Source organism: Synechococcus sp. JA-3-3Ab, from assembly GCF_000013205.1.
Lineage (GTDB): Bacteria > Cyanobacteriota > Cyanobacteriia > Thermostichales > Thermostichaceae > Thermostichus.
On sequence record NC_007775.1, the window covers coordinates 800,043 to 825,219 of the forward strand.

Below are 25,177 nucleotides of genomic sequence, written 5' to 3' on the forward strand. Positions count from 1 at the left end.
ATAGAGCCTTTGGCCCTGGTTGATTGCCTTCGCCGCTTCCTTACATGATGATGGTAGGACCTCTTGACCATGCTCCTCCAGAAACGGCCTTTTAACCCCAAGGCCTAAAACTCCCACTGAGCAGCTCCTATGGTTCTCTCGGATCCCCTTCACCTTATCGTCCAAGAGGTGCGGCAGGGCGAGTACGCAGACCGGGTAAAAAAGCTGGTTTACTTCACCTGCACCCACACTTGGACAAACGACGCTGTCAAGCTGAGCGGGGAGGAGCTAAAGGCTCTGCTGGAGCAGCTCTACCGCGAGCATGCGACCCTGGAGGACCTAGTCCGGCGTTTTCGCGACGCCATCAGCCAAATCAACAAGAAGGCTGAATACGCCCGCGTCGCCAAACTGCTGCTGAGCAAGCTCGAGCTCCTCTATCACCAGTCTCAATCGGATCCCGGCAGCCCTCTGACTGCTTCATCTGGGGATCTGCCGGCTTGGGTGGCGCCTGCGCCCAGCTTACCTGTGAGATACGGCGGCCTACAACTGCACAAGCAAGACTACGACCCGTTCGAGTTGCGGGCGGGGGTGATGCAGCAGACAAGTCCCTTGCGGGCCAAGCTGGTTTTGTTCACGGCTTTGCACCACAGGCTAGAGCCCACGGTGCAAGGGTTGGCGGCCCTACGGCGCTACAGTCTCGACGAGCTGCTCAGAGCCCTTTACGACGCCTGCAACTCCCCGCAGGAGCTGGAAGCGCGGCTGCAACAGGCGGTGCAGCAGCTCCAGGAGCCGGAGCAGGATAGCCAAGCAGCTAACGCCGTGCTGCAGATGCTGCAGCCTCTCTACGTTTACGTGTCCCAAGAAACAATGGCCGGTGGGGGGCTAGCTGCCGAGACTCTCGCCGCCGATCTCGATTGGCTCAATGGGGAAAATGCCGTCGGCACTGGCGGGACGGAGTCCAGCCGCATCACTTGGCTGGAGTCCGAAAGCCCGAACGAGGGGGAAGCGACAGCCGAGCCCCCTGCTTTTTCTGCTCCTGCCGTTCTGGCGTCAGAGCTTCCAGAACCCTGCCGCCAACTGCTGCACCGTAGCGCCGGATCCCTGATGGCCACCATCGAGAACACCCTGAGCGAGTTGGGCAACGCCCTGGACGAAGGGCTGCAGGACGAGGATCCGGACCAATACCTGAGCCTCAAACACCAGGTGCTGCGTGGCCTTCTGAAAGACGTAGAGGGATCCGCTGCCCTGTTCAGAGGGATCCTGAGTAGGCTGGAGCAGTCGGAGTGGGGTTTGCTGCGGCCCGCCGGCAATGCGGGACAGCCAGGAGAGATGGCCGAGATGCCGCTTCAGGTGGGGGATCCCTATGCCGCTCTGCGGCAGGTGCTGGCCACCAGCGAGCTGGCCCGCCAAAAGCCCCAGTTGGAGCAGGAAGTGATGCGCTTGGTGCGGCGCAGCATTGGCGCGATCAAAACCGCCATTGAAAATGCCCTGAGCGAGCTGGGCCAGGCCTTGGACGAACAGTTCCAGAGCCGTCCCCTAGAAGAAGCCTTAGTTCTCAAGTACCAGACGTTGCGCGCCTTTTTGCAGGAAGTCGAGGAGATCTCCACCAAGTTCGCCGCTTTCTTGGCCCGCATGGAGGAGGCAGAGCGCCGTCTATTTGGCCTGGTTTGAAAACCAAGCCCGCCATTCTGGGATCCCGTCAACTCGCCTGAAGTCAGAGAGAGCTGTAGCTGTAGGAGCAGCCCCCCTCTCCCAGTGGGAGAGGGGTGGGGGGTGAGGGATGCCGCTTCGCCGCTGCCAACATCCAAGACAGCGCCGGGCGCGAAAGCCCTGACCCTCCTCACCCTTGAGGGCAGAGATTCTTCGGAGTCCCGAAACGAACCTTCAAAGGCGCTGTCCAACCGCTCTGCTGTTACCCTGGCGGCCACCCTACTTTTTTGGTCGCGCCGGCGAGGCCAAGTCCTTTGCCTTCCCTAGAGCCGATAATGCTGGCGCTCCAGTGCAGTGTCTCGCTTTAGAATGGCCATGAGCGCGGGATCAGCTCTCTTCCATGGATTCTATGGATGCCAATGGATGCCAAAGATCTGCTCCGACTGTACCGGGCAGGACGGGTTAACTTTGCAGGCGAGAACCTGGCCGCTCTGGATCTGAGCCGAGCGGATTTGATCGGGATAGACCTTTCTCAGGCCGACCTGCATGGTATCAACTTGATCTTTGCCTACCTGGGGCGGGCCAAGCTGCAGAAGGCCAACTTGGTGGGAGCGAATCTCAGTGGGGCCAACCTCAGCCAGGCTGACCTGAGCGAGGCAGATCTCAGAGATGCGCATTTGCACGGCACCACGTTGCAAGGGGCGGACTTGCACGGGGCTAACTTGGCGCTGGCTCTGTTGATCGACGCCAACTTGCTAGAGGCGGATCTGCGCTGGGCCAACCTCACCAGCGCCAACCTGGGGGGGGCTTGCCTGCGGGGGGCCAATCTCCGTTTCGAGAGTCGCCGGGCAGCCGTGCTGCGCAGCGCCAATCTCAGCCGCGCCGACCTGAGCGGGGCCAACCTGGCGGGAGCGGATTTGACGCGGGCCGACCTAAGGGGGGCCAATCTCAAAGAGGCCAGTTTAATCGGAGCCCACTTACAGGGAGCCAACCTACAGCGGGCCTGTTTGCGCGGGGCCCTCCTCAGCAACGCCGACCTGAGGGGAGCTTCCTTTCTGGGCGGGGACCTACAGGGGGTGCAGATGGGGCGGGCCAACTTGAAGGAAGCCATGCTCAGCCAGGTCAACTTGGCGGAAGCCAACCTCAGCGAGGCAGATCTGGCGGGAGCCGATCTTTCCGCCGCCTGCCTGCGCTCGGCCAAGCTGGCGCGGACGGATCTGAGTCGGGCTAACCTGGCCGGGGCCGACCTGAGATCGGCCAGCCTGGTGGATGCCTATCTGGGCCGCACCAACCTGGAAAATGCCGATCTCCGCGAGGCCATCCTCACCCGCGCCGACCTCAGCACCGCCAACCTCGCGGGAGCCAACCTGCGCGGGGCGACTCTGCCAGATGGACGGATTGGGTGAGCAAGACGGGGATCCGCCCTGGAGAAGGTGAGGTTTTCCGCTGTCCTAGAAGCTCCACAACCGCTAGCCTACAGGGGAAGGGTGGGATCAAAGGGATCCGTGAACAGCCGCCGATTTCTGTCCTTGATGGAAGCCTTGTGGGCCGCTCTACCCTTGCCAGAATGGTTGCCGGGGGCGGGAGAGCGCTCTTGGCAGCAGACGGTGGCAGCCCTGCTCCAGCTATGGCAAGAGGTTGGACAGTTTGGCGTGGTGATCGGGGGGCCGGTCTCCTGGTGGCCCCCTTGGGTGGTGCAGGATCCCTTACCCCAACTGCCGCTGCCCATGGATGCGCTGCATCTTCCCCGCCACTCTTGGGAGCCGGCACGGGAACCCCCCTGGTTGTTCAGCCCGGATTTTTCCCCTGAGTCAATCCTCACCCCTGGGCAGACGGTGATCCCTCTCCTGCCGCGGGATCCACTGGTGGAGGAGCCTTTTCTGTTGCTGCTCACCCCTGTTTTTTCGGCAGTAGCTGCCCAGGGTCACCATCCCCACACCCGGCAGAGGGGGATGATGGTCTCTTTTGAGCCGGAGGTGATCCGACGAGCCTGGCAGAGCCTGGAGCAACGGGTTCAACAGGGCAGGCCAGACCGGCTGGCCGCTTGGCAGGAGTTGGCCCGCCACTATCCCCTGATGCAGCCGCATGTACGGGTGTTGGCCCGCTTCAGCAGCTTCCTTCTGCTGGGTAACCTGGCCGAGTTTGGATCCCCGCCCGCCCGCCTGCCCCCTGCCAGGGCAGAACAGGAGGCTGCCGCTGTGCCTCCACCGCCACCAGCAGCAAGGCAGATCCCGGCTTCTTCATCTTCCGCTTCCTCGCCGGCGCCTGAGCCTCCCGCCCACGGCCGCTCCTCCGCTCCCCAAGCCGAGCCAGAGCAAGCGGGCAGCCTCTCGGAGGCGGAGTTGTTGCGGGCTCTCATCCACGAGATCCAGACGCCCCTCAGCACCATCCGCACCTTGGTCAGCCTCATCCTGAAGCGGCGCGACCTGCCACCGCGGGTGCGGGAATACGTGGAGAAGATCGACCGCGAGTGCACCGAGCAAATCAACCGTTTCGGTCTGTTTTTCCAGGCCACAGAAACGGTCATGCCCGCTGCCACGCCAGGCGAGGGACGTCGGTTGCAACTGGAGCCGATTGCGCTGGTGGACTTGGTGCGGCAAAACCTGCCCCGCTGGCAGGAACAGGTGGAACGGCGGGGATCCCGCTTGGAGTTGGAGATCCCTGCCGAGCTGCCCGATGTGGTCAGCGATCCCAAAGCCCTGGAGGCGGTGCTATTTGGAATTATCGACCGCCTAGCCCGTAGTACTCCCGCTGGCAGCGGCATCCGCGCCCAATTGCTCAGCGCTGGCGAGCTGGTGAAGCTGCAGTTCCAGGTAAACACCCCCGAGGGGAGCGACACCCCTAGCCTGGAACTTAAGTCCCCTCAGCCAATTGGCCAGTTGTTGGTGGTGCAGCCAGATACCGGGGCCATTAGCCTCAGCCTGCCAGTAGCCCGAACCCTGTTCCGAGCTTTGGGGGGCTATCTCACTGTGCGCCATCGGGCTCGGCAAGGGGAAATTCTCAATATCTACTTACCCCGCCAGCTCTAGTCCGCCGGCCTGGAGCCGGTCTGAAGTGGCAAATCCCAGGGAGGATGGGGCTAGGATCGATTTGCTTGCTCCAGGAGAGTTGAAAGAGGGGATCCATGCCGAGAGCGAAAAAAGTTGCCGAACCTCACCCAGAGCCTGAGCCCGTCTGTGGGGGCGGGGATCCCAGGCCTGGCGGGGGGATCACTCTATCTGCCCAGCAGCTCTCCACCTTGCTCCACGAGATGCGCAATCCTCTAACCGCCCTGAGCACGCTGGCCAAGTTGTTGCAAAAGCGTCTGCCCCCCGACGATCGCAACCACTGGATTGGCCTGAGCATTGAACAGGAGTGCAAGCATCTGCAGGATCTGCTGGCGGAGCTGGAGCGCTTGGACGGGATCCCGGCTCCTCTCCAACTTCGGCCCCTCTCCTTGGCCGACCTGCTGCGGGAGTGGAGCCCTATTTATCAGGCCCTGGCGGAAGCGCAGGGACATCGCTTTCAGGCCGTTCTTCCCCCTTTCCTGCCGCCGGTACTGGCAGATCCCCGCGCCCTGCGCCAGGTGTTGGATAACTTAATCGACAACGCCTGCAAGTACACCCCGCCCCCCGGCGATATCCAGCTCAGGGTAGAGGTCAAGCCCGCCGAGGAAGCGAGAGGCTCAAGCGCCTCCTCTTGCCAGGAGGTGTGGATCGCCGTCTGCGACAACGGCCCCGGCATCCATCCTGAGAACCTGGAGCGGATCTTCGATCCGTTTTTTCGCGCCGATCCCTCCAAGCCGGGGCAGGGGCTGGGGTTGGCCATCAGCCGCGACTTGGCCGCCCAAATGGGAGGAGATCTCGAGGTGGAAAGCTCCCCCCAGGGCTCCTGCTTCCGCCTCAGATTGCTCACGGCCCAGTAGGGCTTAAATGGAGCAGGTATGTCTCTTCCAGCCAAAATCTTGAAAGCTATCCAGGAGCTGCACAATGGCCCCCTTCGCTCAAGCCAAATCCGAACCTGCCTCGGCACGGGCCCGCATCTTGTTGGTGGATGACGAGCCAGGCTTGCGGGAAGCAGTGCAAGCCTATCTAGAAGACAGCGGCTTTGAGGTGATCCCGGCTGCCAATGCCCAGCAAGCCCTGCAACTGCTCAGCACGACGCAGCCACAGTTGATTATTTCCGACATCATGATGCCGGGCATGGACGGCTACCAATTTTTGGCGCAAGTGCGAAAACTCGATCCCTACAGCCACCTGCCCGTGGTCTTCCTCACCGCCAAGGGGATGACCGCCGACCGCATCCAGGGCTACCGGGCCGGCGTCGATGCCTACTTGCCCAAGCCATTCGACCCGGAGGAGCTGGTGGCCATTGTCTCCAATCTCATCGAGCGCTCCCGCGCGGCCAGCCCCTCGGAGGTAGTGGCCCGCGAGCTGGCCTCGATTCGCGCCCTGCTATCGGAGCGAACTCTCCCCCCGACCATTCCCTCTCAGCCCCCCACCCCAACTCCTTTACCCCCACCGATTAAGGTGGAGCTGACACCACGGGAACAGCAGGTGTTGGAGAAGGTAGCAGAGGGTCTGATGAACAAAGAAATTGCCAAACAACTGCAAACCAGCGTGCGCAACGTGGAAAAATACGTCACCCGCCTCCTCAACAAGACGGGCACCAGCAGCCGCACCGAGCTGGTGCGCTACGCCCTCACCTACGGTCTGATCCGGTTGTAGCCCTCACCGCCGGCCCCTCTCTTACGGCTGTGGCTTGGGCGGCACCGTGACCAGCAGCTCCAGTCCAAGGGCATGATCTCCGACGGGGTAGCTGGTGATCCCCAACCCATCGATACGGGTCAGTAGCTCGCGGGCCTCCGGCTCCAAGCTTGCCAGCCCACCCGGCAAAGCGGCTTCTAGCACTGTGCGGATGCCGCGCCAGTTGAGCAAAAAGTAGCCGTAGTTGGGCTTGGGCAACTGCTCGTAGAGGGTCTTCAGCGGCTCGGTTTGAGGGATCCAATTGCCCTGGCGTTGGGCGAGGGTTTGCAGCGCCGCCGTGCTGCTGGTCACGATCAAATAGTTGCCTTCCCAGGCGCGGGTCAAAAGCGGGCGGTTAAACAAGGGATCCGCCCACGTCACCTGTCCACCCGCCTCCGTTACCCCTACTCCCGATTCTTGGGCCAGCCGATCCAACTGAGTCAGGGCCGCGTTGGCCTTGTCTTTTTGGCTGGTCTCGACGAGCAAAGCCGCCCCCATGCCCTGCAAGAAGGGGTGGGCCTGGGCATCGGGCGCCACCAGCAGGGCCATCTCCCCGTCCAGCCAAGCCATCAGGTCTTGATCCAAATCCAGGCGGGTATTGGCCCGGAACTCGGCCCGCAGCTCATCCAGCAACTCTTTGGCCTGGGGATCCTTTTCCAGTTCAGAGACAACCGCTTGCCAGCGCTGGGCCACCTGCTGGGTGGTGATCACCGCCAGGGCACTGCCGGGCAGCCGCCGGATCAGCTCGCCCCGGGCGGTTTGCCACTTGCCCAGCAGCGGGGTTTGGGGATCCAGTTGGGTGAGCATGCGCATCTGCAGGCCCTGCTCCCGCCAGTGGGCGGCCATGGCCAGAGAGCGCAGCGGCTGCAGGGATCCCAGCTCTTCCGGATCTAGATCCGGCATCCAATCTTTAAAGGATGTGGGGTCGTCGTGGAGGGCCTGGAAATTGAAGTAGGCAAAAGCCAGGGTGCCCGGCTTCTGGTAGAGATCGCCCACGGCGGTGCGGAAACCTTCGGCGCGGCTGATGGGCTCCGCCTCGCCGCGATAGACAGCAATCGCCCGCTGCATCACCTTGGGATCGTTGGCCAGGGCCACGAAGCGGTTGCCAAACTCCGCCGTCACCCACCGTTCGCCCGGCTTGCCGTTGGTTTGCACGTAGAGAGTCACTCCTTGCTCCTGGCGCTGCTCAAAGTTGGCCCCTTCTGCCTCTGCCTGTTGCCGCACTTGGGCCAGAAATTGCCTGGACAGATCGGCGTTGCGGGTGCTGGCTCCCCACAGGATCCCAGGCACCGGCTCCGCCGCCCCTGGCACCAAATTGGGGATCACCACCGCCAGCGTAAAGTGATCCCCGGCCCAAGCTTGCATCTCTTCCCGAGAAAACTCCTGGCCAGTGCTGGCCCAAGCTTCTGCCGTCCAGCTTTCCCAACGGGCCAAAAGGTCAGGGTGGGTGCGGAGCGACTCTTCCGGTTTGGTAGAAAGGGCCAGCACCAGAGGTGCCGATTGGGGAACCAGCGCCGTCTCGGGCAGAACATCGCCAGGCAACTGCACCTGGGGTGCCCTGAGCTGACAGGATCCCAAAAGCCAAGAGCTCCCCACCGCCATCAACGTCAGGGAGAGCGGACGAGAGCGACGATAAAGTTGGGCCTGCATACCCCACCTGCAACGAGCCGTCCTCTTGAGCATAGGCGATGGACTTAGCCCCTGTCTGTGATCCCAGGCCTTCACCGAAGTATCGAAATAAATCAGCTACTTGGGTCGGGCGCGGGCGACCAGCTCATCCACATACTCGTTCCAGCGCAGACCCCGATGGGCCGGGATCCAGGCCACCCGCACCTGCGGGCACTGCTGCTTGAGTTGATACAGCTCCTGCACCAGATCCAAGTTTTCCACCGGCCCCGTGCGCCGCCGCCACCCCTGCGCTGCCCAGCGCTCCATCCAATCGTTGTAGGTCTGTACGCAAAGGTGGGAATCGCTGTAGATGGTGTCTATGCTGTTGCTCTGGGTGTCGCGACAATATTGCAAAGCCCGAATGAGGCCGGTCAATTCCATACGGTTGTTGGTGCTGGCGGGATCCCCTCCGTAAAACTCATCCACAATCTGGTCATCCTCAACCACCACCACCGCCCATCCCCCTGGCCCTGGATTGGGGGAACAGCCCCCGTCGGTAAAAATGCCACTAGGAGGGCAATCGGCCAGCCGTGGGGGAGGTGCTACTTGGCGGTTGCCCGGACGTAAGCTCTTGGCCATGATGGGATCCCTAGCCGACACCGGCAACTGCATTCTACCCCCTGGAGGGCCTGTCGGCGCCGTCGTGGCTGGAAAAGTATCTTTTCGCGCTACCGGCAGCATAAGCCTGTAGAGGCATCAGAAGCCGAGTTATTTGGCCAAACAGCGCGAATAAAAACCCCCAGAAAAGCTGGGGGAGGAGTGGTGTGTTGAGGTGATGAATACTTGCATGATATCTCTTGAAGCCGGTGGGTAGCCGCAAATGGCAAACGATCTCTGCGTTTTCTTGCAGAAATCATTGCAAACGGGAGCAAGCGCCAGACACTAGAAATCAGGACGGTAGAGAAAATCTGTTCCCCCTTGGTTACAGATAGTGTTTCTCATCTGAACATATGCCTTACTAAGGGCTAGATGTAGAGAAGCCCTAGATAACTTTTTTATGCACCTGCTGCCGACGCTAGGGATTGTGTCAGGCCCAGATGGGCATAAAGGCGGGAAAAGTCAAAGTTTGCTGACATTAACTCCTGGATGCAGCGAACCTTAACCTCCTCGTGCAGGCGGATCTGGCCGAAAACCCGCTCGATGCGATTGATGGTGGTGAAGGTATCCAGATCCACGGAGAGGATCGGCACTTCCAGTTCTTCGGCCCGCGCCCGGATGCGGGGATCCAGAGGCAGCTTGCCGGTCAAGATTAGGCAGAGGGTGGAGGTTTCCAGGGCGGCCAGTTGAATATCAGTGCGGTCGCCGCCGGTGATCACCGCCTTGTGCTCCAGCTTGCGGAAGTACTTCAAGGCGGAGTTGACGTTCATCGCCCCCACCGCGATGTCTTCGACCATCAAGTCCATCCGATCCGGGCAGCAGAGCACCTCGGCCTCCAGTTGCCGCGCCAGCTCCCCAACGCTGATGCTGCGCAAAATGCGGTGGGAGGGCAAAATGCCCAAAACCGGGATCCCTTGCGCCTCCAGAAAGGGTCGAACGATGGTCTTTGCCGGCTCCATCTGGTCGGGTGGCACATCGTTGAGCAGCACGCCGGCCAAATGGGATCCCAGTTGGCGGTGGGCAAAGAGAAGAGAATCGACCGCCAAAGGGGAATGGTAGCGGCTGATCAGCAGTACCTGAGCATCCAGGGCTTGGGCCATTTTGGCCAGGGAGAGGCCGAACAACTCGCCCTCGTAGAGATCGGCCGGGCCCTCTAGCAGGATCAAATCCGCAGCGGATCCCGTGGCAAACTTCAGCAGAGGGGCGACAGAGCGCGCGGGATCTGGCTCCCCCGGAGACTGCTGGATATGGGTCAGCAACGCCTCTTCGTCGAGCTGGAAAAGCATGGGTGGCATCTGGGTCAGCCGCAGCGTCTCCGCTACAAAGCGCATATCCGGGTCTATCCCTTCCGGGGATTCATCCTCCCGGGCGCAAGATCCGAGCGGCTTCCCATAAGTAATTTTCACTCCTTGTTGCTGCAGATGCTTGGCTAAACCCAAGACAGCCGCCGACTTGCCGCTGAAAGGTTCGGTAGAACCGATTAGGAGGAACTTGGACACGGAAAGCTCCCAATACGCAAGGGACAACGAGGGTGTAGCTGAGGTTACCTGTTACTCAGTCTAGCGGAGGCCGCTTGGGGGAAACCTCGGGGCTGCCTCCGAGGGAAGCTGGAGATTTCCCGGCGGGGCTGTGAGCTGGGGAACCACCTCCAACCTCTACTCTCCCCCTTTGGATTTCCTTGTCCTCTGGTCAGGAGATTACCCGATTAAAATTGGCTCTTCCGGGTAGATCACCAACTGACGCGGTTGCTGCTGGGCCAAAGCCAGGACAATGGTTAACGCCCCCAGCCGGCCCCAGAACATCACCAAAACGATAATCAGTTGGCCGAACAAATTCAGCTCCCCCGTGAACCCCGTCGAGAGGCCACAGGTAGCAAAAGCGGAGATGACCTCGAAGAGCACCGGATCCAGCCTGCTGTGGTGGTGGGTAATTAAGATCAGCCAAGTTGCCAATAGCACCACGAACAGAGAGACGGTCAACACCGCTGCTGCCTTGCGCACCATCGAGGGATCCAAACTGCGCCCCGCAATCTGGGCGCTGGGCAAACCGCGGGCATAGCCCCACAAGGCCAACACCAACACTGCCAAGGTGCCGGTGGTGATGCCACCCCCCATGGAAGCCGGAGCTGCCCCGATAAACATGAGAGCCATCAGCAACAACTGACTTGCCGGGGTCAAATCCTCAATGGGGATCCCGGCGAACCCGGCGGTACGGGCCGAAACCGATTGAAAAAATGTCAGGCCCAAGCGGCGGGGCCAGCTTACCTCCTGCAAGGATCCCTGGGGCAAGCTCTCGGCCAAGAACATCCCCAGTCCGCCCGTGCAGAGCAAGACCACCACCACGACCAGGGTGATGCGGGTGTGCAGAGAGGGGCGGTGGCCCCGGGGCCAAGTTAGCAGATCCGACAAAACCGGGATGCCCAAGCCGCCGATAAAAATCAGAGCCGCCAAGATCGCCAGCGACAGTCCATCGGTGGGGATCCCCTCTTGCCCAAATAGATCAAACCCGGCATTGCAAAAAGCAGAGACGGCGTGAAAAATTGCCAGAAAAACCGCCCGACCCGGGCCATAGAGATCCCGCCAGTGCACCCAGAGCAGCAAAGCTCCGCCCAGCTCAATCAGGGTGACCCCGATCAACACCCGCCGCGTCAATTCGAGAATAGCCCCCGGATCGATCAGGCCCAGCGAGTTGCACAGCGCCAAGCGGTTGAGCAGGGAAATGCGCCGCCCGAGCAGTTGAAAGACCACCACCGCCAGCACCATGAAGCCGACCCCGCCAATTTGGATCAACAGCAGCAACACGATCTGGCCGAACAAAGTGAGATCCTCCGCCGCCACAATCGTCGAGAGACCCGTTACGCTCAGGGCGGACATGGCCGTAAACAGCGCCTCATTCCAGCTCAAGGGATCCCCGCGCCCAATTCCCGGCAGCATCAGTAGCAAAGTCCCCACCACCGCCAGCAGGCCCAACCCCGCGACCAGGCGCAGGGGCGGCGGCAGCGGGCGACGCCTGTCCCCAAAAAAGAGCCGGTGTAAGCGACTGGCCGGGATCCAAGAGGACTGAGGCAGCGTCGGGCGAGGGGTTCCTGAAGATCGGGGAGACACCCATCCCTCAGCCCCCTCGGGTTGCGGCGGCGGGACGCAGCCCTCTCTCATCGGATCCCCCGTTACATCTCGTTCAGCCGCGAGATGTTGGTATTGGCCCCCAGCACCACCAGCAGATCCCCCTTCTCCAGCAGGTAATCTGCCGGGGGAGAAACCACCAACGATTGTTTTCGCTTCACCACCAAAACTGTGATGCCGAAGCGGCGACGCAAGTCCGACTCCGCCAGCGTATGGCCCACCAGCGCCTCCGGCACCTCCAGCTCGGTGATGCTGTAACCCGGCTCCAGCTCCAATTGATCTAGGATCCCTGGTGCCGTCAGCACCTGAGCCAAACGTCGCCCCGCCTCCTGCTCCGGCAACACCACCCGATCCGCTCCCACCCGCAAGAGAATCGAGCGTTGCCGCTCTGTCGAAGCCTTGCAAACCACGTTGCGCACCCCCAAACTCTTGAGGGCCACCGTCGTCAACAGATTGCTCTCGAAATCGCTGCCGATGGCCACCACCACGGTGTCGAAGGAGAGAATATCCACCGCCCGCAGGGCATCCTCATCGCTGGAATCCAGCGCCACCACCTGCGTTAGCTGATCCGCCAGACGCTGCACAATCTCCCGGCTGCGGTCGATCCCCAAAACATTGTGCCCTCGCTCCATCAGCGTGAGGGCCAAGCTCGTGCCGAAGCGTCCCAGACCGATCACCGCATACTCGCGATCCGCCCGCCCCATGCGCCCCCTTGCCCTTCCTTGCAAGACCAAACACTGATCATATGCCGACGCAGCGGGATCCAGCAGGGCTGTGACCCTAGGCAGACTCAGGTTTAGGCAGGGTGGAAGGGTGAGGGATCAGCTCGTGCGTGGAACGGCGCTCCACCATCTCGGCCGTGATGCGCACGTATTTGATATCCCGGCGAGAGGGAACCTCGTACATCACGTCCAGCATTAGCTCTTCCACAATGGCCCGCAGCGCCCGCGCCCCCGTTTTGCGACGGTAGGCTTCCTTGGCAATGGCAGAAATGGCAGCCGGCTCGAACTCTAGCTCCACCCCGTCCATGCGCAACAGCTTCTGGGCCTGCTTGAGGATGGCATTTTTAGGCTGCGTCAAGATGGCCTCGAGGGCCTTCTCGTCCAGGGGATCCAGGGTAGCCACCACCGGCAGCCGCCCTATGAATTCTGGGATCATGCCGTACTTGATCAAATCCTCCGGCTCCAGCGCCTTGAGGGCATCGGCCAGGCGTTGCTCACGGGTAACTGCTAGCTGCTCCCCTGGCTTGATAAAGCCCATCGACTTTTTGCCAATGCGCTGCTCGATCACCTTCTCCAGGCCGACAAAAGCGCCCCCACAGATGAAGAGAATGTTGGAAGTGTCGATTTGAATGCAGTCTTGGTAGGGGTGCTTGCGCCCTCCCTGCGGAGGCACGTTGGCAATAGTTCCCTCCAGCATCTTCAACAAAGCCTGCTGCACCCCTTCGCCGGAAACGTCGCGGGTAATGGAAGGGTTTTCGCTCTTGCGGGCAATTTTGTCGATTTCGTCGATGTAGATGATGCCGCGCTGGGCTTCTTCCACATCCATGTCCGCCACCTGCAGCAGGCGCAACAGGATGTTTTCCACATCTTCGCCGACGTAGCCGGCTTCGGTGAGGGTAGTGGCATCGGCAACGGCAAAGGGCACATCCAACATGCGGGCCAGGGTTTCGGCCAGCAGGGTTTTGCCGGAGCCGGTGGGGCCAATGACCAAAATGTTGGACTTTTGCAGTTCCACCTCATCCAGCTCCGCAGCTCCGAGGCTGTTGGGGTTGGCCTTAGCAGCCAGCCGCTTGTAGTGGTTGTAAACCGCCACCGACAGAACCTTCTTGGCCTTCTCTTGGCCAATCACGTACTGGTCAAGGTAGCGCATGATCTCGCGCGGCTTAGGCAACTGTGCCAGAGAAGGCAAGCTGCGAGAGGATTTTCTAGGAGTTTCGCGACGGCTGGCAGCAGGGGCTGTGGCAGGTGGGGTATTGCCGTCGTAGAGTTCCTCCTCCAAAATCTCGTTGCACAGCTCCACACACTCGTCGCAGATGTAGACCCCCGGCCCCGCAATCAACTTACGCACTTGATCCTGGGACTTATTACAGAAGGAGCATCTCAGGTGGGAGTCATGCTTGGCCATGGGATCCTCGTTGCTGTTTGCTCTTGGCTATTGTGTTCGGCGAATTCCAGGAAAGACAGGACGCTCTGGTGCTGCTTAAACGTGGGGCGCGGCCGCAGAGGCGTAGGAATACTGAAGGGACAGAACTTACTGACCTACTAGTCTAGCACTTCCTTCCAGCTTGTGGGCTTCCTAAGCCGGCTGTAGAGGATAGCTCTGCGGCGATTGGATAGAAAGTTGATAAGAAAACCGCCCGACTCGACGTCGAGCGGCGGATGGTGTGAGGAGTGAACGGAAACATGCGTCTCCGCTACTCTCATGATAGTGGAATGTTCCTAACTCTGGCAGAGACGGTCGTCGGAAGCAAGTGGGCTTTTTGGTTCGGTTGGATACCCTCTGGAGCGGAACCAGGGTAGATCTTGAGCACCAAAAAGGGGAAGGGACTGTCCGTGTTTCGTCCTCTTCCCCCTCTGGCGTCCACTCCTCACAGAATCGCATGATAAACCATCGCCAGGGCGAGGACAAGCCGGCCTTCCCAAATTTTTTCTCGTCAAGGATGGAGATCACTTCGGATCCAACGCCAGCAGCTCCGCCTCGCTCAGGAGAGGGATCCCCAAAGCCTGGGCCTGCTTGAGTTTGGAGCCGGGATCCGACCCTACCACCACATAGTCGGTTTGGCGGCTGACGCTGGCGGTCACTTTGCCGCCGCGGCTTTCAATCCAAGCCTTGGCCTGCTGGCGGGAGAGAGTAGGCAGGGTGCCGGTGATGACAAACTTCTTCCCAGCCAGAACCTGGGAGACGGCAGGGGCCGCTTGCCGGGGCAGGGCAGGGATCCCCAGCTCCCGCAGCTCCTGCAGCAACTTCTGGTGGGCGGGATCGGCAAACCAGGCCACCACCGCCTCGGCAATTTCCGCCCCTATCCCGTAGATTTGGGCGATGTCTTCAGCCCTGGCCTGGGCCAAGAGTTCTGGGGCGGGGAAATGCTGGGCCAAAATCTGGGCGGTCACCACCCCCACATGGGGGATCCCCAGCCCGTAGAGCACGCGCTCCCAGGGCTGTTGACGGGAGCGCTGGATGGCCTGCACCAGCTTCTGGCTGGAACGGGATCCCATCCCCTCCAGGCTCTCCAAGTGTTCCGGGGTGAGGCGGTAGAGATCGGCCACGGTGCGCACCCCCAGCTTTTCTACTAACTGGGCCACCCGCTTTTCCCCCAGGCCCTCGATATCCATGGCGTCGCGGCTGGCCCAGTGCTGCAGTTGCCCCCTGATCTTGGCCGGACAAGCTGGGTTGGGGCAGCGGGTTATCGCCTCGCCGGCAGGGCGAACCAAAAGGGTGCCGCACTCGGGACAGTGGCTGGGCAGGCGGTAGGGAACGGCATCGGGGGGGCGCAGCTCCTTGAGGATCCCCACCACCTCAGGGATGATCTCCCCGGCCTTGCGCACGATGGCGGTGTCGCCGATGTGGACATCCAGCTCTTCCAGGCGATCGGCATTGTGCAGGCTGGCGCGGCTGACGGTGGTGCCCGCCAGAAGAACCGGCTCCAGCTCCGCCACCGGCGTGACGGCTCCGGTGCGGCCTACGCTGGCCACGATGGCGCGAATGCGGGTGGGGACTTCCTGGGCAGGGTATTTGAGGGCAATGGCCCAGCGGGGGAATTTTTGCGTAAAGCCGGCCTCCTCTTGCAGCCGCAGGGAGTTGAGCTTCACTACCACACCGTCACAGGCATAGGGAAGCTGGGCCTGCCGCCACCGCTCGTAGAACTGGACCACCTCCTCGAGGCCCCGGCACACCTGGGACAGAGGATTGACGGGCAATCCCAGGTCTTTTAGCCGCTGCAGACACTCCCACTGGGTTTGGGGGGGATCCCCGCTTGGCCACCCCTCCGGCCAGTGGAGGGCATAGGCGAAGAAGCTGAGCTTGCGGGCGGCAACCACGCGGCTATCCAACTGGCGCAAGGTGCCGGCGGCGCAGTTGCGCGGGTTGGCAAAGGGGGGATCCCCGGCGGAGCATCGCTCCCGGTTGATGCGCTCGAACTCAGCAATGGGGAGATAGGCCTCTCCTCGCACCTCCAGGACCGGCGGGGGAGCGGCGGTTGCCAAGCGCAGGGGAATAGAAGGGATGGCGCGGATATTGGGGGTAATGTCCTCACCTGACTGTCCATCGCCGCGGGTGGCCCCCCGCTGCAGCAGCCCATCCACATAGGTAAGAGCCAGGGCAGCGCCGTCAATTTTCAGCTCGCACACATATTCCAGCTCCCCTTCCTCAGGGGTGCGCCCCAGAACCCGCCACAGGCGCTCTTGCCATTCCTTTAGCTCTTCCAGGTTGAAGGCGTTTTCCAGACTGTAGAGGGGGATGCGGTGGGAAACGGTGGGGAACTGCTCGGCGGGCTTTTCCCCTACCCGCTGGGTGGGGCTGTCGGGGGTGATGAGCTCGGGGTAGGCCCGCTCCAGCTCCTGCAGCTCGCGGTAGAGGCGGTCGTAAACGCTGTCTTCCAGAATGGGGGCATCGTGGACGTAGTAGGCAATGCTGGCCTTCTGCAGCAGAGCGCGCAGCTCGCGGGCGCGCTGTTCCAATTTTGGATCCATACTCTTGTTGCACCGTTGGCTAGGTCTAGCTTAGGTTCAACGCTCTCATCTCTCTCAGGCTGCCGCTGCTCTGCCCCCTTGTCAGCCTAACCCCCAAAAAGCTGGGCAATGCAGATCCCAGCTTGCAGCTGCAGGCGAGATGAGGCGAGAACTCCCCGTAGAAGCGGGCTGGCGGTGCCGGAAGCAGAGGCCGGCTACCACAGCGGTTGCCACCCATGGAGCGCCTCGTAGTGGCGCCTACCTTATTTCCTGCGACTGCAAGTGCCCGTAGGCTTGGGCCGCAGCGGCCATTTCTGCCGCCTTTTTGGAGCGCCCCTCGCCGCGGCCCCAACATTGGCCGTGGCCCCAAACTTCCATGGTGAAGTGCGGCGGGTGTTCCCGGGCAGCCACCAGACGATATTCCGGCAAGGTGCCCCATAGGCGTTGGGTCAGTTCCTGCAGCGCGGCTTTCGGGTTGCGCCGAGTGGGATCCTGGAACCACTGCTCCACCCGTTGGCGAAAGTAGGGATCCAGCCAAGGATGCAGCCGGGCCAGGGTGTGCATGCCCCAGCTCAGGTATAGGGATCCCAACACCGCCTCAAAAGCATCGGCTAAGCGCCGCTCCCGTCCGGCCAGGTCGTTTTGGGAGCTGGATCCCACCTCAAGGTAGCGCTCTAGGCCATGCAGATCCGCCAGTTCCGCCAGGTGGGCATCGCTGATCAGATCCGAGCGAACTGCGGTCAGCTCTCCCACCGACAAGTGGGGATAGGACTGGAACAAGAACTCAGTGGCCAAAATGCGCAGGACAGAATCCCCTAAGAACTCCAGCCGGTCGTTGTTGCGCTGGCCATCCAGAGAAGGGTGAATCAAAGCTTGATCCAACAGATCCCAGCGCAGTTGCTCCAGCCAGGCGGGATCCTTGAACCCCAACCGGTTCAGCAGGTGCTCTAAGGCGCGGCGACGAGGTGGGATCGGCTCAACCATAAAACCTGCGGCAAAATCTCTACACCTAGAATGCTCTCAGTGCTCACCTTGTGCTACAGGAGTAGTATAAGCCTTTGGAGAGGATCCCTGCATGCATGCCCACGCCCACCCTCGCACTCCCACCACCGAGATGGAGGTGACCAGCATTCGTCTGGAGCGGGAACTGAAGCAACGACTGAAGGCGTTGGCCGGCGGCCAGGGCTACCAGGCCTTGATCCGCGAAATTCTCTGGGGCTATGTCTTGCGCCACTCTCAAGAGGCTGCCACCCTCACCGCCGAGGATATTCAGGCCAGTTTCCCCGCCACGGCTCAGCGGCCCCAGCGTTGCGCCCTCACTGGCCAGGCCATCCAGCCACAGGAGCCGATGCTGCTGGGGTTGACTACGGACGGGAAATTGGTTCCCCTCAGCCCTGCCAGCCTCTGATTCTGGAACTCGAGTTAGTCCAGAGAGCCCTGGAGCAACCGACTCGACCGGCTTCTGCTAAGTTCCGCGGATTTCTCGATATCTTCTGGCGCGTTCTTCGGCGGGATCAGGGGCTTGCGCCTTGGCAACGGCCTCTTGCAGTTGTGCCATCACTGCTTCTGGGGGGTCGGCAGAGCGGACGACGTAGAACATCAAGTTAATGGCTTCAGCGGCCGTCAGCTTAAGGTTCTCTTTTCCTTTTGGCACCAGCGCGATCTTGCCGTCTGTTGTCGTAATCGCCGTATGGGATCCTTTGGCAAGAATCTCCCCAGCTTTTTCCAGAGTGACAAGCATATCCGTGCCTGATACATTTACGCTGAACACTGCTAAGCATTATCGCTCAACGGTGCAGCGATAGCATCCTGCCCACTGCTGAACAGGATGGCGGTATCCTGCAAAGCTCTGAGCATAACACCCAGAGCGCCTTGCCAATCTCGTGGTAGCCTATGGTTGCACTTTGGGCATCTAAACACCTTTGCGCCACCCAACTTGGTGTGGATGTGCCCGCACTTGGTACAGGTTTTGCTGGTGTACGCTTCCGATACTTCCACGACAACCACGTTTTTCTTCTTGGCTTGAAACTTCAGGAACTGCTTGAACCGATAGTGCGCCCAGGTGAGCATCGCCCTTGCTGTCTTGCTACCAAACTTCCTCCCTGCCTTGGCAACCATCTGGGCTGACTCGAAAGTGGGGAGGAATATCAATCGGTAGTTATCCGTTAGGAACGCCGCTACCTTGCGATGGCACTCGTCCACCAAGTTCCTGATTCTCTCCCGCAGACGAAACGCCGCTTGCCGCATTCGCCTACGCTTGGGTCTCGGTGCTTTACTCAGCCTAGATTGCAGATCGTCTAGGTGGTAGCACAGCCGAACGATCCTGCCAAAGTCTCCCTTGGCGATATCTACAAAGCCCGCCCCATCAAACCCTGTAAGGAAGCTTCTTACTCCAGGATCAAGTGCGATCACCCCCTTTGCTAACGAACACTGCTCGTTCACGGGCTCAGGAAAGATGGCATACCATCTGTCTTTCACCCGCATTAGCTCAGTTCCACGTGCCCATTCTCTGGGCATCTCCTCGGATGCGCGGAACGCCAAACCTCGGGTGAGTTTCGGATACCACGTCCCATTGCGAAAGTTGCCGGCGTTGAATTGCAGCGTATGCGACCTGTCCCGCACACTGCGAAACCTCGCGTCTTTGCTTCGGCGAAACGCCAACCACGCCTCGACGACCGCGTTCTGCTTGATGTGGCAGGGGGCGTCCTTCACCCACCCGGGCAGGTCGGAGCGCAGGATGATGTCCCGCAGCTTTCTGGCCGTTTTTGGGGCACCATGCTGACGCTGATAGGCAATCGCTTGGTTGTAGCAGTACCGGCACGCCGCTTGCCACCGCTTCCAAACTTTAGCCAGCGCTGGCTCCGGATAAATCCGTATCTTTCTCGATTGCAGCCCGGTATTTTCTGAGTCCGTAGAGCCGACTGCTGAAGCAGTGCAGGATGGTGAGGATATCCTCAACCAGTTCCTGTTGGGGAGAAAGGTGATCGTCATCGAGAACCAAGATTTCGCACCCGTATTGACAGCAGTACCACTCAACGAACTCAAATCCAAACCGGCAGAGTCGATCCCGGTGAGCGACCACAATTGTTCCGACATCTCCTGCACGGACTCGTTCCAATAAGGCAAGGAACTTTGGTCTTTTGAAGTCGAGACCGCCGCCAATCTCTCCGACCACCTCGGCTCCAGGATATAGGTTAACCAGTCTTGCAATCTGTCTCTCCAAGTCTGGTTTCTGCCCTCGACTGCTGACTCGGGCGTACAAAACGACTCGTTTGGCTTTCTTTGGCGTTCTGATGTAGCTGTCGAGGTCATACCTTCTCGCCCTACCGGATGGTGTACGTACTGCATGGATCCAGCCCTTCTGTTCCCATCGCCTCAAGGTGTGGAGACACACCCCAAAATAATCCGCCGCTTCTCTCGGTTTTACATACCTAGCCATACCAAGCAGCTATACTGAACATACTGTACATTATTTTCAGTATAGTCCAGTATATCATTGACTAGAGTCATGCTCACCTCAGCAGGAAACCTATCATCCTATCGGATGTCTTGTGCGAGCAAAGCCGGAGGGATTTAAGCAGTTTGGCGGATTATAAGAGATGCCCTCGCGCTTCCAGCCAAGCGTACAGGTAGGGAAATAGCTTTTGGTTGGCTGCCGGAAAGGGAAATTGCGACAGCTCCGCCGGCTCGACCCAGCGCACTTCGCTGCATTGCAGGGCTTGAGCTTCTCCGCGCAAATAGCGGCAGATAAAAGCAATAAGGGTGATGGTGAAATGGGTGTAGGCATGTTCGATGGTGGCCAGCGGAGCCACCACCTCAATGTCGATGCCGATTTCTTCTTTCACCTCCCGCACCACACACTCCGCAGGGGTTTCTCCCGGCTCGATTTTGCCGCCGGGGAACTCCCACAGGCCGCTGAGCATGGAGCTTTCCAGCCGCCGATCGATGAGGATCTCTTTCCCTCGCAAAACGATGGCCACCGCGATCTGTTTGTGAGGGCGCGAGGGACGGTGCTCAGACATAGGCAGGTGTTGCTGTTGACCTCGATTGTAGGCAGCGCAATCGGCCTGCCAAGGACATTGGCCACAGCGAGGCTGCCGGGGCCGGCAGATGGTCGCGCCCAAGTCCATCAGGGCCTGGTTAAAGGTGCGCGGCTGCTCGGGATCCAGCAACTGCTGCGAAAGCCGCCACAACAGGGGCAGACAACGGGCCGGCGGCTGGGGCAAAGCCACCAGGCGGGCCAACACCCGCTTGACGTTGCCCTCCAAAATCGGCAGGGGCAGGTCAAAGGCGGCGCTGAGAATGCCGCCAGCGGTGGTGCGCCCGATCCCCGGCAGCGCCAGCACCTGCTCCAGATTCCTGGGAAACTGGCCCCCGTGTTCCTGCATCAGGATTTGAGCAGCTCTGTGCAGATTCAGCGCCCGCCGGTAGTAGCCCAGCCCTTCCCACAGTTTCAGCACTTGTTGCTGCGGAGCCGTCGCCAACTCTGGGATCCCGGGCAGAGCCTCCATCCAGCGCTGAAAGTAGGGGATCACGGTTGCCACCTGGGTCTGTTGCAGCATCACCTCCGCCACCCAAATGGCATAGGGATCCCGCGTGCGTCGCCAGGGCAGATCTCGACCCTGCTGGCAGTACCAACGCTGCAAGGACTGCCGCAGGCGCTGCAAAACTGCGCTGCTCCAACCTAGCGACTGCTCGCCAGCAACCGCAACCTCGGACTCTCTTCCAGTCCGTCGAGAAGGAACCTGGGATCTCAAGCCGCGTAAGCGAAGTGCAACGCCCACCAGATCAGGGCCGAGACCACCCCCGCCACAATGCTGGCCGAGATCAGAACCACAATTGGGCTATCCGCCCCCTTGAACCTCATAATGCCGCGGTTGTAGTCAGCCATTGTTGCCTCCCACCAGCTTCGGCTTTGGGGTGTCGAGGATCTCACTTGGGATACGTGTCGCGATGGGGAAACTCCGTTATCGACCAACCCCCTCATCTCTAGGATAGCCAATTTGGCCCGGATCCGAGCCGCCCCCCAAAGAGGGATCCCCGTCGGGCAAGCCCTACCGCCTCCGCTGGTCGCAAAAGTTAGAGCACAGGAGCCGCCCAGGCAGAGGCTTGGGCAGCCAACTTCCCTGCTATTTAGACAACCTGCCGACGGCGGGGCCCTGCAAGAGACAGTCCACCCGGCCCAGCAGGTATAAAAGGTGCCCTCCCAGGGCTCCGCGCCGCCTAGGCGGCTGAGAAGTCGCCTCTCAGGTTTAGCGAGGGAAAACCACCTGGGCTCGCAACTCGCCGGCAGGATTGGCTTGCGTATGGATGTTGAGGTAGTAGGCCCCGGCCAAGAAGCTGGAGACCTGCTCAACAGATAGGGTACGGGCGGTTTGGTTTAAAGTGACCACAGCACTGCCGCTGGCGGAGCTGGGCACCGCTACCGGCGGTACTTCGGCAGCAGGAGATAGGGTCAAGGTAGCCGTAGAGACTACAGCTCCCGGCGCAGGGGTCGCCGAGTTGCTGCTCCCGCAGCCGCTGAGAAACAAGTCAGCAGCTAGGCAGACGCCCCAAAAAGTTTTGAAGACAAAACGAGGCCGCAAGGCCGAATCCAGCAAAAGCGTCAACAATATGGAAAAAGCTCCTCGGTCGGAGAACAAGCCACCTCAAGTACGGAGCAGGCCGAGCTTCGGATTCACCCTCGGAGAACAAGGTCGCGATTGCCTGAGGAGTTGCCCCTGTTTCTCCGCGATCTTCTTCTCGAGGGGCTTCCCAAGAGGTCGAAGCAGCCCGACTGCCGACTCAGGAGGGGTGGAGGGCCGGAGATGGCCAAGCTCCAAAGCTCTCCCTCGCCAAACTTTCCCAGGCCAGGTTCGCCGATCTGTGGGTTTAATTGAACCGGGCTCGCCGGCGCAAGTTCAGTAAAATTGTCGCGATATCGGTCATCAAGACCTTCGTTGGGGCAGTCGTTCTTATGGCGAGGACAGGGGAGGGGAAAGGCAGCAGCTTAGCTCGAGAAAGGTCTCGGGATCCGGTGCGTCGTCAGCGCCGCTTCACTCAGGCTGCCTCCCCTTCTCGCCACTTGCTGCCTGCTCCGGCTGCCGAGGGATCCCTCTTGGCTTCCCGCCCCCAACCGCTGCGCCTCTCTCGCCAAAGAGCCATTGCCCGGATGCGCCAACGAGCTGCCCAGCCTCGCCGCCTGAGGCGGTCTCCGGCCCTGTTGGAGGTGTTGCTGCGAGGCCTGGGCCTCAGCCTGATGTTGGGCCTGACGATGGCTGGCCTATCGCAACTGCTGCAATCGACCACTCCTGCCCGGCCAGAACAGGATGCGATGCAGGAGCTCCCCTCCACCTTGCCCACAGACCTGTTAAGAGGACAGGAAATCCCCGCTTTGCAGGAGCGCTTGGCTGCTCTGGCCGATCAGCCGGGCCTGACAGCAGGAGCCCTGTTCTGGGAGGTGGAAAGCGGCGCCTTTGCCGGGGTGAGGCCGGATCAGGTTTTTCCTGCCGCCAGCGTCATCAAGATCCCGATTCTCCTGGCTTTTTTGCAGGCAGTGGAAACGGGTCAGGTGCGGCTGGACGAGAGGCTGACTTTGAGAGAAGACCTCAGGGGCGGGGGAGCTGGCGTATTGCAGACCCGTCCCCTCGGATCCCGGGTCTCTGCTCTGGAGGCAGCTACCCTCATGAGCACCATCAGCGACAACTTCGCCGCCAACCTCATCATCGATCGCCTCGGCGGTCGGGAAGCCCTCAACCAAAAGTTTCGCCAGTGGGGGCTGCAGCACACGCAAATTTCCTGGTGGCTGCCGGATTTGGAGGGCACCAACACCAGCAGCCCGCGCGACATGGTCTGGCTGCTCAGCCAGGTGGAGCAGGGGCGAATGCTCAGCCGCCGCAGCCGCGACCGCTTTTTGGACATCCTCTGGCGCACGCAGCGGCCCTCCTATTTTCGCCCCAACTTGGGCCAAGAGGTGCGCATTGCCCACAAGACAGGAACTCTCAGGTCGGTGGTGGGAGATGCCGGCATACTCGATTTGCCCAACGGGCGACGCTACGTGGCAGCAGTGTGGGTAAAGCGGGAAACTCCCAACGATCCCAAAGCCGAAGAGCTAATCGCCAAACTCTCCCAGGCTGCCTATGAGTTTTGGTCTGCCGAAGGCGAGCCCACCGCTTCGGCTGCTGCCGATAGCCCGTAGCCCTAGGGGATCGCCCATCCCGGCAGAGCAGCAGCGTCAAAATTAAAAAGTTGGATCTTAAAAAGTTGGATCAGCCAACATCCAAGCCAGAACGGTGAGGTTATGGCCGAGACTCTTCCCCCTTCCCAAGCTCCTCCAGCAGGGGATCCCCTTATCAAACTGGATCAATTTCTCAAGCTGACGGGAGTTGTGCCCACCGGCGGGCAGGCCAAGCAGCTCATCCAGGCGGGGCAGGTGCGGGTCAACGGCGAGGTGGAAACCCGGCGAGGGCGCAAGTTACGCCTGGGGGATGAGGTGGCAGTAGCGGGCCAAGTTTGGCAGGTGGGCTGGGATGGGAAGAGGATCCAGAGCTCTGCCACAGGGGGAGGTCGGGTCTGCCTCTAGTCAGTCAGGGTTTTGCTGAGAAAAACTGTTCGCGTCAGCGGGACGGCGTCCTTACGTTTCAGGGATGCTCAAGAACCACAAGTTGGTAGGCAGCATTGCTGACTGTGGGTTCTATGAGTTTCGGCGACAGCTAGAGTACAAGTGCAAGCTCTAGAGCTGTCAGTTGGTTGTGGTGAACAGGTTCTTCCCTTCCAGCCAACTGTGTTCAAGGCCTACGGCCCGCTGCCGCGAACGACGGGAAGTTACGCCTGTGAAGACTCCTCTGCCCCCCTACATCCCCCCGTATACGGGGGGACTAAGGGGGGGTTGGGCAACCAACGAGGTATGGGTCGTGGAAGTAGAAAGGAAGCAACGACGCTGGACAAAAGTTCGTTTTTGTTTAGCGTTGTGTAAGTCTTGCGGAGCGGCAAGGTCAAGTAGCCGAGCCCTTGCTCCCCAACTGCAACCAACTCCACAACCGCTGACCTAAGCTGGGAACAGTTTTCTTTTCTTTTTCTCGCTGTGCCTGCGTCCCCTCAGCCTCCTGTGCAGCAGGATTTTCCTCCCTTGCCCCCGCCACCTCCCCGCTCTCCGGCTCTAAGGGTGGTGGAGACAGCTTTCTTAGCCAGCACTGCTGCTTTGATCTGGATCTTGAGCTACACGCCGCTGGCCCCGTTTATGCGTCTGTTTTTCCCCATTCCGGTGGCGCTGGCGGTGATGCGCTGGGATCCCCGCACCGGGGCGATGGCGCTGGCGGTCTCTGCTCTGTTGCTGACGGTGCTGATGGGGCCCACGCGCAGCATTCTCTACGTCATTCCCTACGGCCTGCTGGGCTACTGGTGTGCCCGCCTATGGCGGCGGCGCCTTTCCTGGTATGTCTCGGTGGCCAGCGGCGCTGCCCTCAGCGCTTTCGGCCTCGTTTTCCAGTTGCTGCTCTCCTCGCTGTTGGTGGGGGAAAACCTCTGGACTTACGTCACCATCCAACTCACCGGCTTGACCAACTGGCTGCTGGATGTGTCTCTGGCCAGGCTGGGCGTGTACTGGGTGGCAGAACCCTGGATGGTTCAGGTGGTGGTGGCAGGGTTTATCGCCTTTAACTCCCTGGTCTACGTCTTCACGGTGCATTTGGTGGCAGCTCTGGTGATGGAGCATTTCCGCTGTCCGCTGCCGCCGCCGCCGAAGTGGGTGCAATTTTTGCTGGATTAGCAGCCGCCTATACCTCTAAGG

23 protein-coding genes are annotated in these 25,177 nt (G+C 60.8%); 9 read left to right on the top strand and 14 right to left on the bottom strand.

Annotated elements, in window-relative coordinates:
- Positions 1 to 129 precede the first annotated feature (129 nt).
- The 5 genes from CYA_RS03695 to CYA_RS03715 all read left to right on the top strand — a co-directional run bounded on the left by CYA_RS03695 (position 130) and on the right by CYA_RS03715 (position 6,335).
- Positions 130 to 1,650 (top strand): hypothetical protein, encoded by a 1,521-nt coding sequence (locus tag CYA_RS03695; protein WP_011429681.1) that lies wholly within the window; start codon positions 130 to 132, stop codon positions 1,648 to 1,650.
- Positions 1,651 to 2,048: 398 nt separating this feature from the next.
- Positions 2,049 to 3,035: a pentapeptide repeat-containing protein gene (locus CYA_RS03700; protein ID WP_041438141.1), complete on the top strand. Its 987-nt coding sequence runs from the start codon at positions 2,049 to 2,051 to the stop codon at positions 3,033 to 3,035.
- Between the two features lie 99 nt (positions 3,036 to 3,134).
- Complete coding sequence (locus CYA_RS03705) at positions 3,135 to 4,658, top strand: sensor histidine kinase (protein WP_041438144.1); 1,524 nt, start codon at positions 3,135 to 3,137, stop codon at positions 4,656 to 4,658.
- Positions 4,659 to 4,753: 95 nt separating this feature from the next.
- The gene (locus CYA_RS03710; protein WP_011429685.1) at positions 4,754 to 5,533 is read left to right on the top strand and encodes a sensor histidine kinase; all 780 of its coding nucleotides are present in this window, start codon (positions 4,754 to 4,756) and stop codon (positions 5,531 to 5,533) included.
- 64 nt (positions 5,534 to 5,597) lie between these two features.
- Entirely contained in the window at positions 5,598 to 6,335 is a 738-nt protein-coding gene (locus CYA_RS03715) for a response regulator transcription factor (protein WP_011429686.1), read from the top strand.
- Between the two features lie 21 nt (positions 6,336 to 6,356).
- Here CYA_RS03715 and CYA_RS03720 read toward each other — a convergent pair whose 3' ends face one another.
- The 8 genes from CYA_RS03720 to rnc form a co-directional block, all read right to left on the bottom strand.
- A complete protein-coding gene (locus CYA_RS03720; protein ID WP_099834641.1) occupies positions 6,357 to 8,003 on the bottom strand; it encodes a DUF3352 domain-containing protein in 1,647 nt (548 codons plus the stop codon).
- Positions 8,004 to 8,099: 96 nt separating this feature from the next.
- Positions 8,100 to 8,600 carry a ribonuclease H family protein gene (locus CYA_RS03725; protein WP_011429688.1) on the bottom strand — a complete coding sequence of 167 codons (501 nt, stop codon included), beginning with the start codon at positions 8,598 to 8,600 and terminating at the stop codon, positions 8,100 to 8,102.
- A gap of 416 nt (positions 8,601 to 9,016) precedes the next feature.
- Positions 9,017 to 10,117 carry a phosphotransacetylase family protein gene (locus CYA_RS03730; RefSeq protein WP_011429689.1) on the bottom strand — a complete coding sequence of 367 codons (1,101 nt, stop codon included), beginning with the start codon at positions 10,115 to 10,117 and terminating at the stop codon, positions 9,017 to 9,019.
- 198 nt (positions 10,118 to 10,315) lie between these two features.
- The gene (locus CYA_RS03735; protein ID WP_228375436.1) at positions 10,316 to 11,722 is read right to left on the bottom strand and encodes a TrkH family potassium uptake protein; all 1,407 of its coding nucleotides are present in this window, start codon (positions 11,720 to 11,722) and stop codon (positions 10,316 to 10,318) included.
- A 62-nt stretch (positions 11,723 to 11,784) separates the two neighbouring features.
- Positions 11,785 to 12,444: a potassium channel family protein gene (locus tag CYA_RS03740; protein ID WP_011429691.1), complete on the bottom strand. Its 660-nt coding sequence runs from the start codon at positions 12,442 to 12,444 to the stop codon at positions 11,785 to 11,787.
- Between the two features lie 76 nt (positions 12,445 to 12,520).
- Entirely contained in the window at positions 12,521 to 13,867 is a 1,347-nt protein-coding gene (clpX, locus tag CYA_RS03745; protein ID WP_011429692.1) for an ATP-dependent protease ATP-binding subunit ClpX, read from the bottom strand.
- 542 nt (positions 13,868 to 14,409) lie between these two features.
- On the bottom strand, positions 14,410 to 16,431 hold the full coding sequence (gene ligA, locus CYA_RS03750; RefSeq protein WP_011429693.1) for an NAD-dependent DNA ligase LigA: 2,022 nt from the start codon (positions 16,429 to 16,431) through the stop codon (positions 14,410 to 14,412).
- A gap of 237 nt (positions 16,432 to 16,668) precedes the next feature.
- Positions 16,669 to 17,394, bottom strand: coding sequence for a ribonuclease III (gene rnc, locus CYA_RS03755; RefSeq protein WP_011429694.1), 726 nt, complete (start codon positions 17,392 to 17,394; stop codon positions 16,669 to 16,671).
- Between the two features lie 91 nt (positions 17,395 to 17,485).
- On the opposite strand from rnc, the gene CYA_RS03760 reads away from it, so the two are divergent.
- The gene (locus CYA_RS03760) at positions 17,486 to 17,818 is read left to right on the top strand and encodes a hypothetical protein (protein ID WP_011429695.1); all 333 of its coding nucleotides are present in this window, start codon (positions 17,486 to 17,488) and stop codon (positions 17,816 to 17,818) included.
- A 57-nt stretch (positions 17,819 to 17,875) separates the two neighbouring features.
- Here CYA_RS03760 and CYA_RS03765 read toward each other — a convergent pair whose 3' ends face one another.
- The 6 genes from CYA_RS03765 to CYA_RS03785 form a co-directional block, all read right to left on the bottom strand.
- On the bottom strand, positions 17,876 to 18,151 hold the full coding sequence (locus CYA_RS03765) for a hypothetical protein (RefSeq protein WP_041438897.1): 276 nt from the start codon (positions 18,149 to 18,151) through the stop codon (positions 17,876 to 17,878).
- A 32-nt stretch (positions 18,152 to 18,183) separates the two neighbouring features.
- Positions 18,184 to 19,368, bottom strand: a complete 1,185-nt coding sequence (locus tag CYA_RS03770) for an RNA-guided endonuclease InsQ/TnpB family protein (RefSeq protein ID WP_148203179.1) — start codon at positions 19,366 to 19,368, stop codon at positions 18,184 to 18,186.
- Entirely contained in the window at positions 19,256 to 19,849 is a 594-nt protein-coding gene (locus tag CYA_RS13985) for an IS607 family transposase (protein WP_011429698.1), read from the bottom strand. Before CYA_RS13985 ends, CYA_RS03770 begins: the two co-directional genes overlap by 113 nt.
- Positions 19,850 to 20,000: 151 nt before the next feature.
- Positions 20,001 to 21,077, bottom strand: a complete 1,077-nt coding sequence (mutY, locus tag CYA_RS03775; protein WP_011429699.1) for an A/G-specific adenine glycosylase — start codon at positions 21,075 to 21,077, stop codon at positions 20,001 to 20,003.
- 86 nt (positions 21,078 to 21,163) lie between these two features.
- On the bottom strand, positions 21,164 to 21,301 hold the full coding sequence (locus CYA_RS15000; protein WP_041438154.1) for a hypothetical protein: 138 nt from the start codon (positions 21,299 to 21,301) through the stop codon (positions 21,164 to 21,166).
- Between the two features lie 361 nt (positions 21,302 to 21,662).
- Positions 21,663 to 22,019 carry a CHRD domain-containing protein gene (locus CYA_RS03785; protein ID WP_168175273.1) on the bottom strand — a complete coding sequence of 119 codons (357 nt, stop codon included), beginning with the start codon at positions 22,017 to 22,019 and terminating at the stop codon, positions 21,663 to 21,665.
- Positions 22,020 to 22,426: 407 nt separating this feature from the next.
- Between CYA_RS03785 and CYA_RS03790 the strand changes: the two genes are divergently transcribed.
- The 3 genes from CYA_RS03790 (at position 22,427) to CYA_RS03800 (ending at position 25,156) form a co-directional block, all read left to right on the top strand.
- Positions 22,427 to 23,587 carry a serine hydrolase gene (locus tag CYA_RS03790; RefSeq protein WP_011429701.1) on the top strand — a complete coding sequence of 387 codons (1,161 nt, stop codon included), beginning with the start codon at positions 22,427 to 22,429 and terminating at the stop codon, positions 23,585 to 23,587.
- A 102-nt stretch (positions 23,588 to 23,689) separates the two neighbouring features.
- On the top strand, positions 23,690 to 23,971 hold the full coding sequence (locus CYA_RS03795) for an RNA-binding S4 domain-containing protein (protein WP_011429702.1): 282 nt from the start codon (positions 23,690 to 23,692) through the stop codon (positions 23,969 to 23,971).
- Between the two features lie 501 nt (positions 23,972 to 24,472).
- On the top strand, positions 24,473 to 25,156 hold the full coding sequence (locus CYA_RS03800) for a DUF2232 domain-containing protein (RefSeq protein WP_011429703.1): 684 nt from the start codon (positions 24,473 to 24,475) through the stop codon (positions 25,154 to 25,156).
- Positions 25,157 to 25,177 lie beyond the last annotated feature (21 nt).

What these genes read in the sequence shown, in the direction of transcription:
- CYA_RS03695 (WP_011429681.1), top strand. Translation starts at nt 130, where the DNA reads ATGGTTCTCTCGGATCCCCTTCACCTTATCGTCCAAGAGGTGCGGCAG.
- CYA_RS03700 (WP_041438141.1), top strand. Translation starts at nt 2,049, where the DNA reads ATGGATGCCAAAGATCTGCTCCGACTGTACCGGGCAGGACGGGTTAAC.
- CYA_RS03710 (WP_011429685.1), top strand. Translation starts at nt 4,754, where the DNA reads ATGCCGAGAGCGAAAAAAGTTGCCGAACCTCACCCAGAGCCTGAGCCC.
- CYA_RS03715 (WP_011429686.1), top strand. Translation starts at nt 5,598, where the DNA reads ATGGCCCCCTTCGCTCAAGCCAAATCCGAACCTGCCTCGGCACGGGCC.
- CYA_RS03720 (WP_099834641.1), bottom strand. Translation starts at nt 8,003, where the DNA reads ATGCAGGCCCAACTTTATCGTCGCTCTCGTCCGCTCTCCCTGACGTTG.
- CYA_RS03725 (WP_011429688.1), bottom strand. Translation starts at nt 8,600, where the DNA reads ATGGCCAAGAGCTTACGTCCGGGCAACCGCCAAGTAGCACCTCCCCCA.
- CYA_RS03740 (WP_011429691.1), bottom strand. Translation starts at nt 12,444, where the DNA reads ATGGGGCGGGCGGATCGCGAGTATGCGGTGATCGGTCTGGGACGCTTC.
- clpX (WP_011429692.1), bottom strand. Translation starts at nt 13,867, where the DNA reads ATGGCCAAGCATGACTCCCACCTGAGATGCTCCTTCTGTAATAAGTCC.
- ligA (WP_011429693.1), bottom strand. Translation starts at nt 16,431, where the DNA reads ATGGATCCAAAATTGGAACAGCGCGCCCGCGAGCTGCGCGCTCTGCTG.
- rnc (WP_011429694.1), bottom strand. Translation starts at nt 17,394, where the DNA reads ATGGTTGAGCCGATCCCACCTCGTCGCCGCGCCTTAGAGCACCTGCTG.
- CYA_RS03760 (WP_011429695.1), top strand. Translation starts at nt 17,486, where the DNA reads ATGCATGCCCACGCCCACCCTCGCACTCCCACCACCGAGATGGAGGTG.
- CYA_RS03765 (WP_041438897.1), bottom strand. Translation starts at nt 18,151, where the DNA reads ATGCTTGTCACTCTGGAAAAAGCTGGGGAGATTCTTGCCAAAGGATCC.
- CYA_RS13985 (WP_011429698.1), bottom strand. Translation starts at nt 19,849, where the DNA reads ATGGCTAGGTATGTAAAACCGAGAGAAGCGGCGGATTATTTTGGGGTG.
- CYA_RS15000 (WP_041438154.1), bottom strand. Translation starts at nt 21,301, where the DNA reads ATGGCTGACTACAACCGCGGCATTATGAGGTTCAAGGGGGCGGATAGC.
- CYA_RS03795 (WP_011429702.1), top strand. Translation starts at nt 23,690, where the DNA reads ATGGCCGAGACTCTTCCCCCTTCCCAAGCTCCTCCAGCAGGGGATCCC.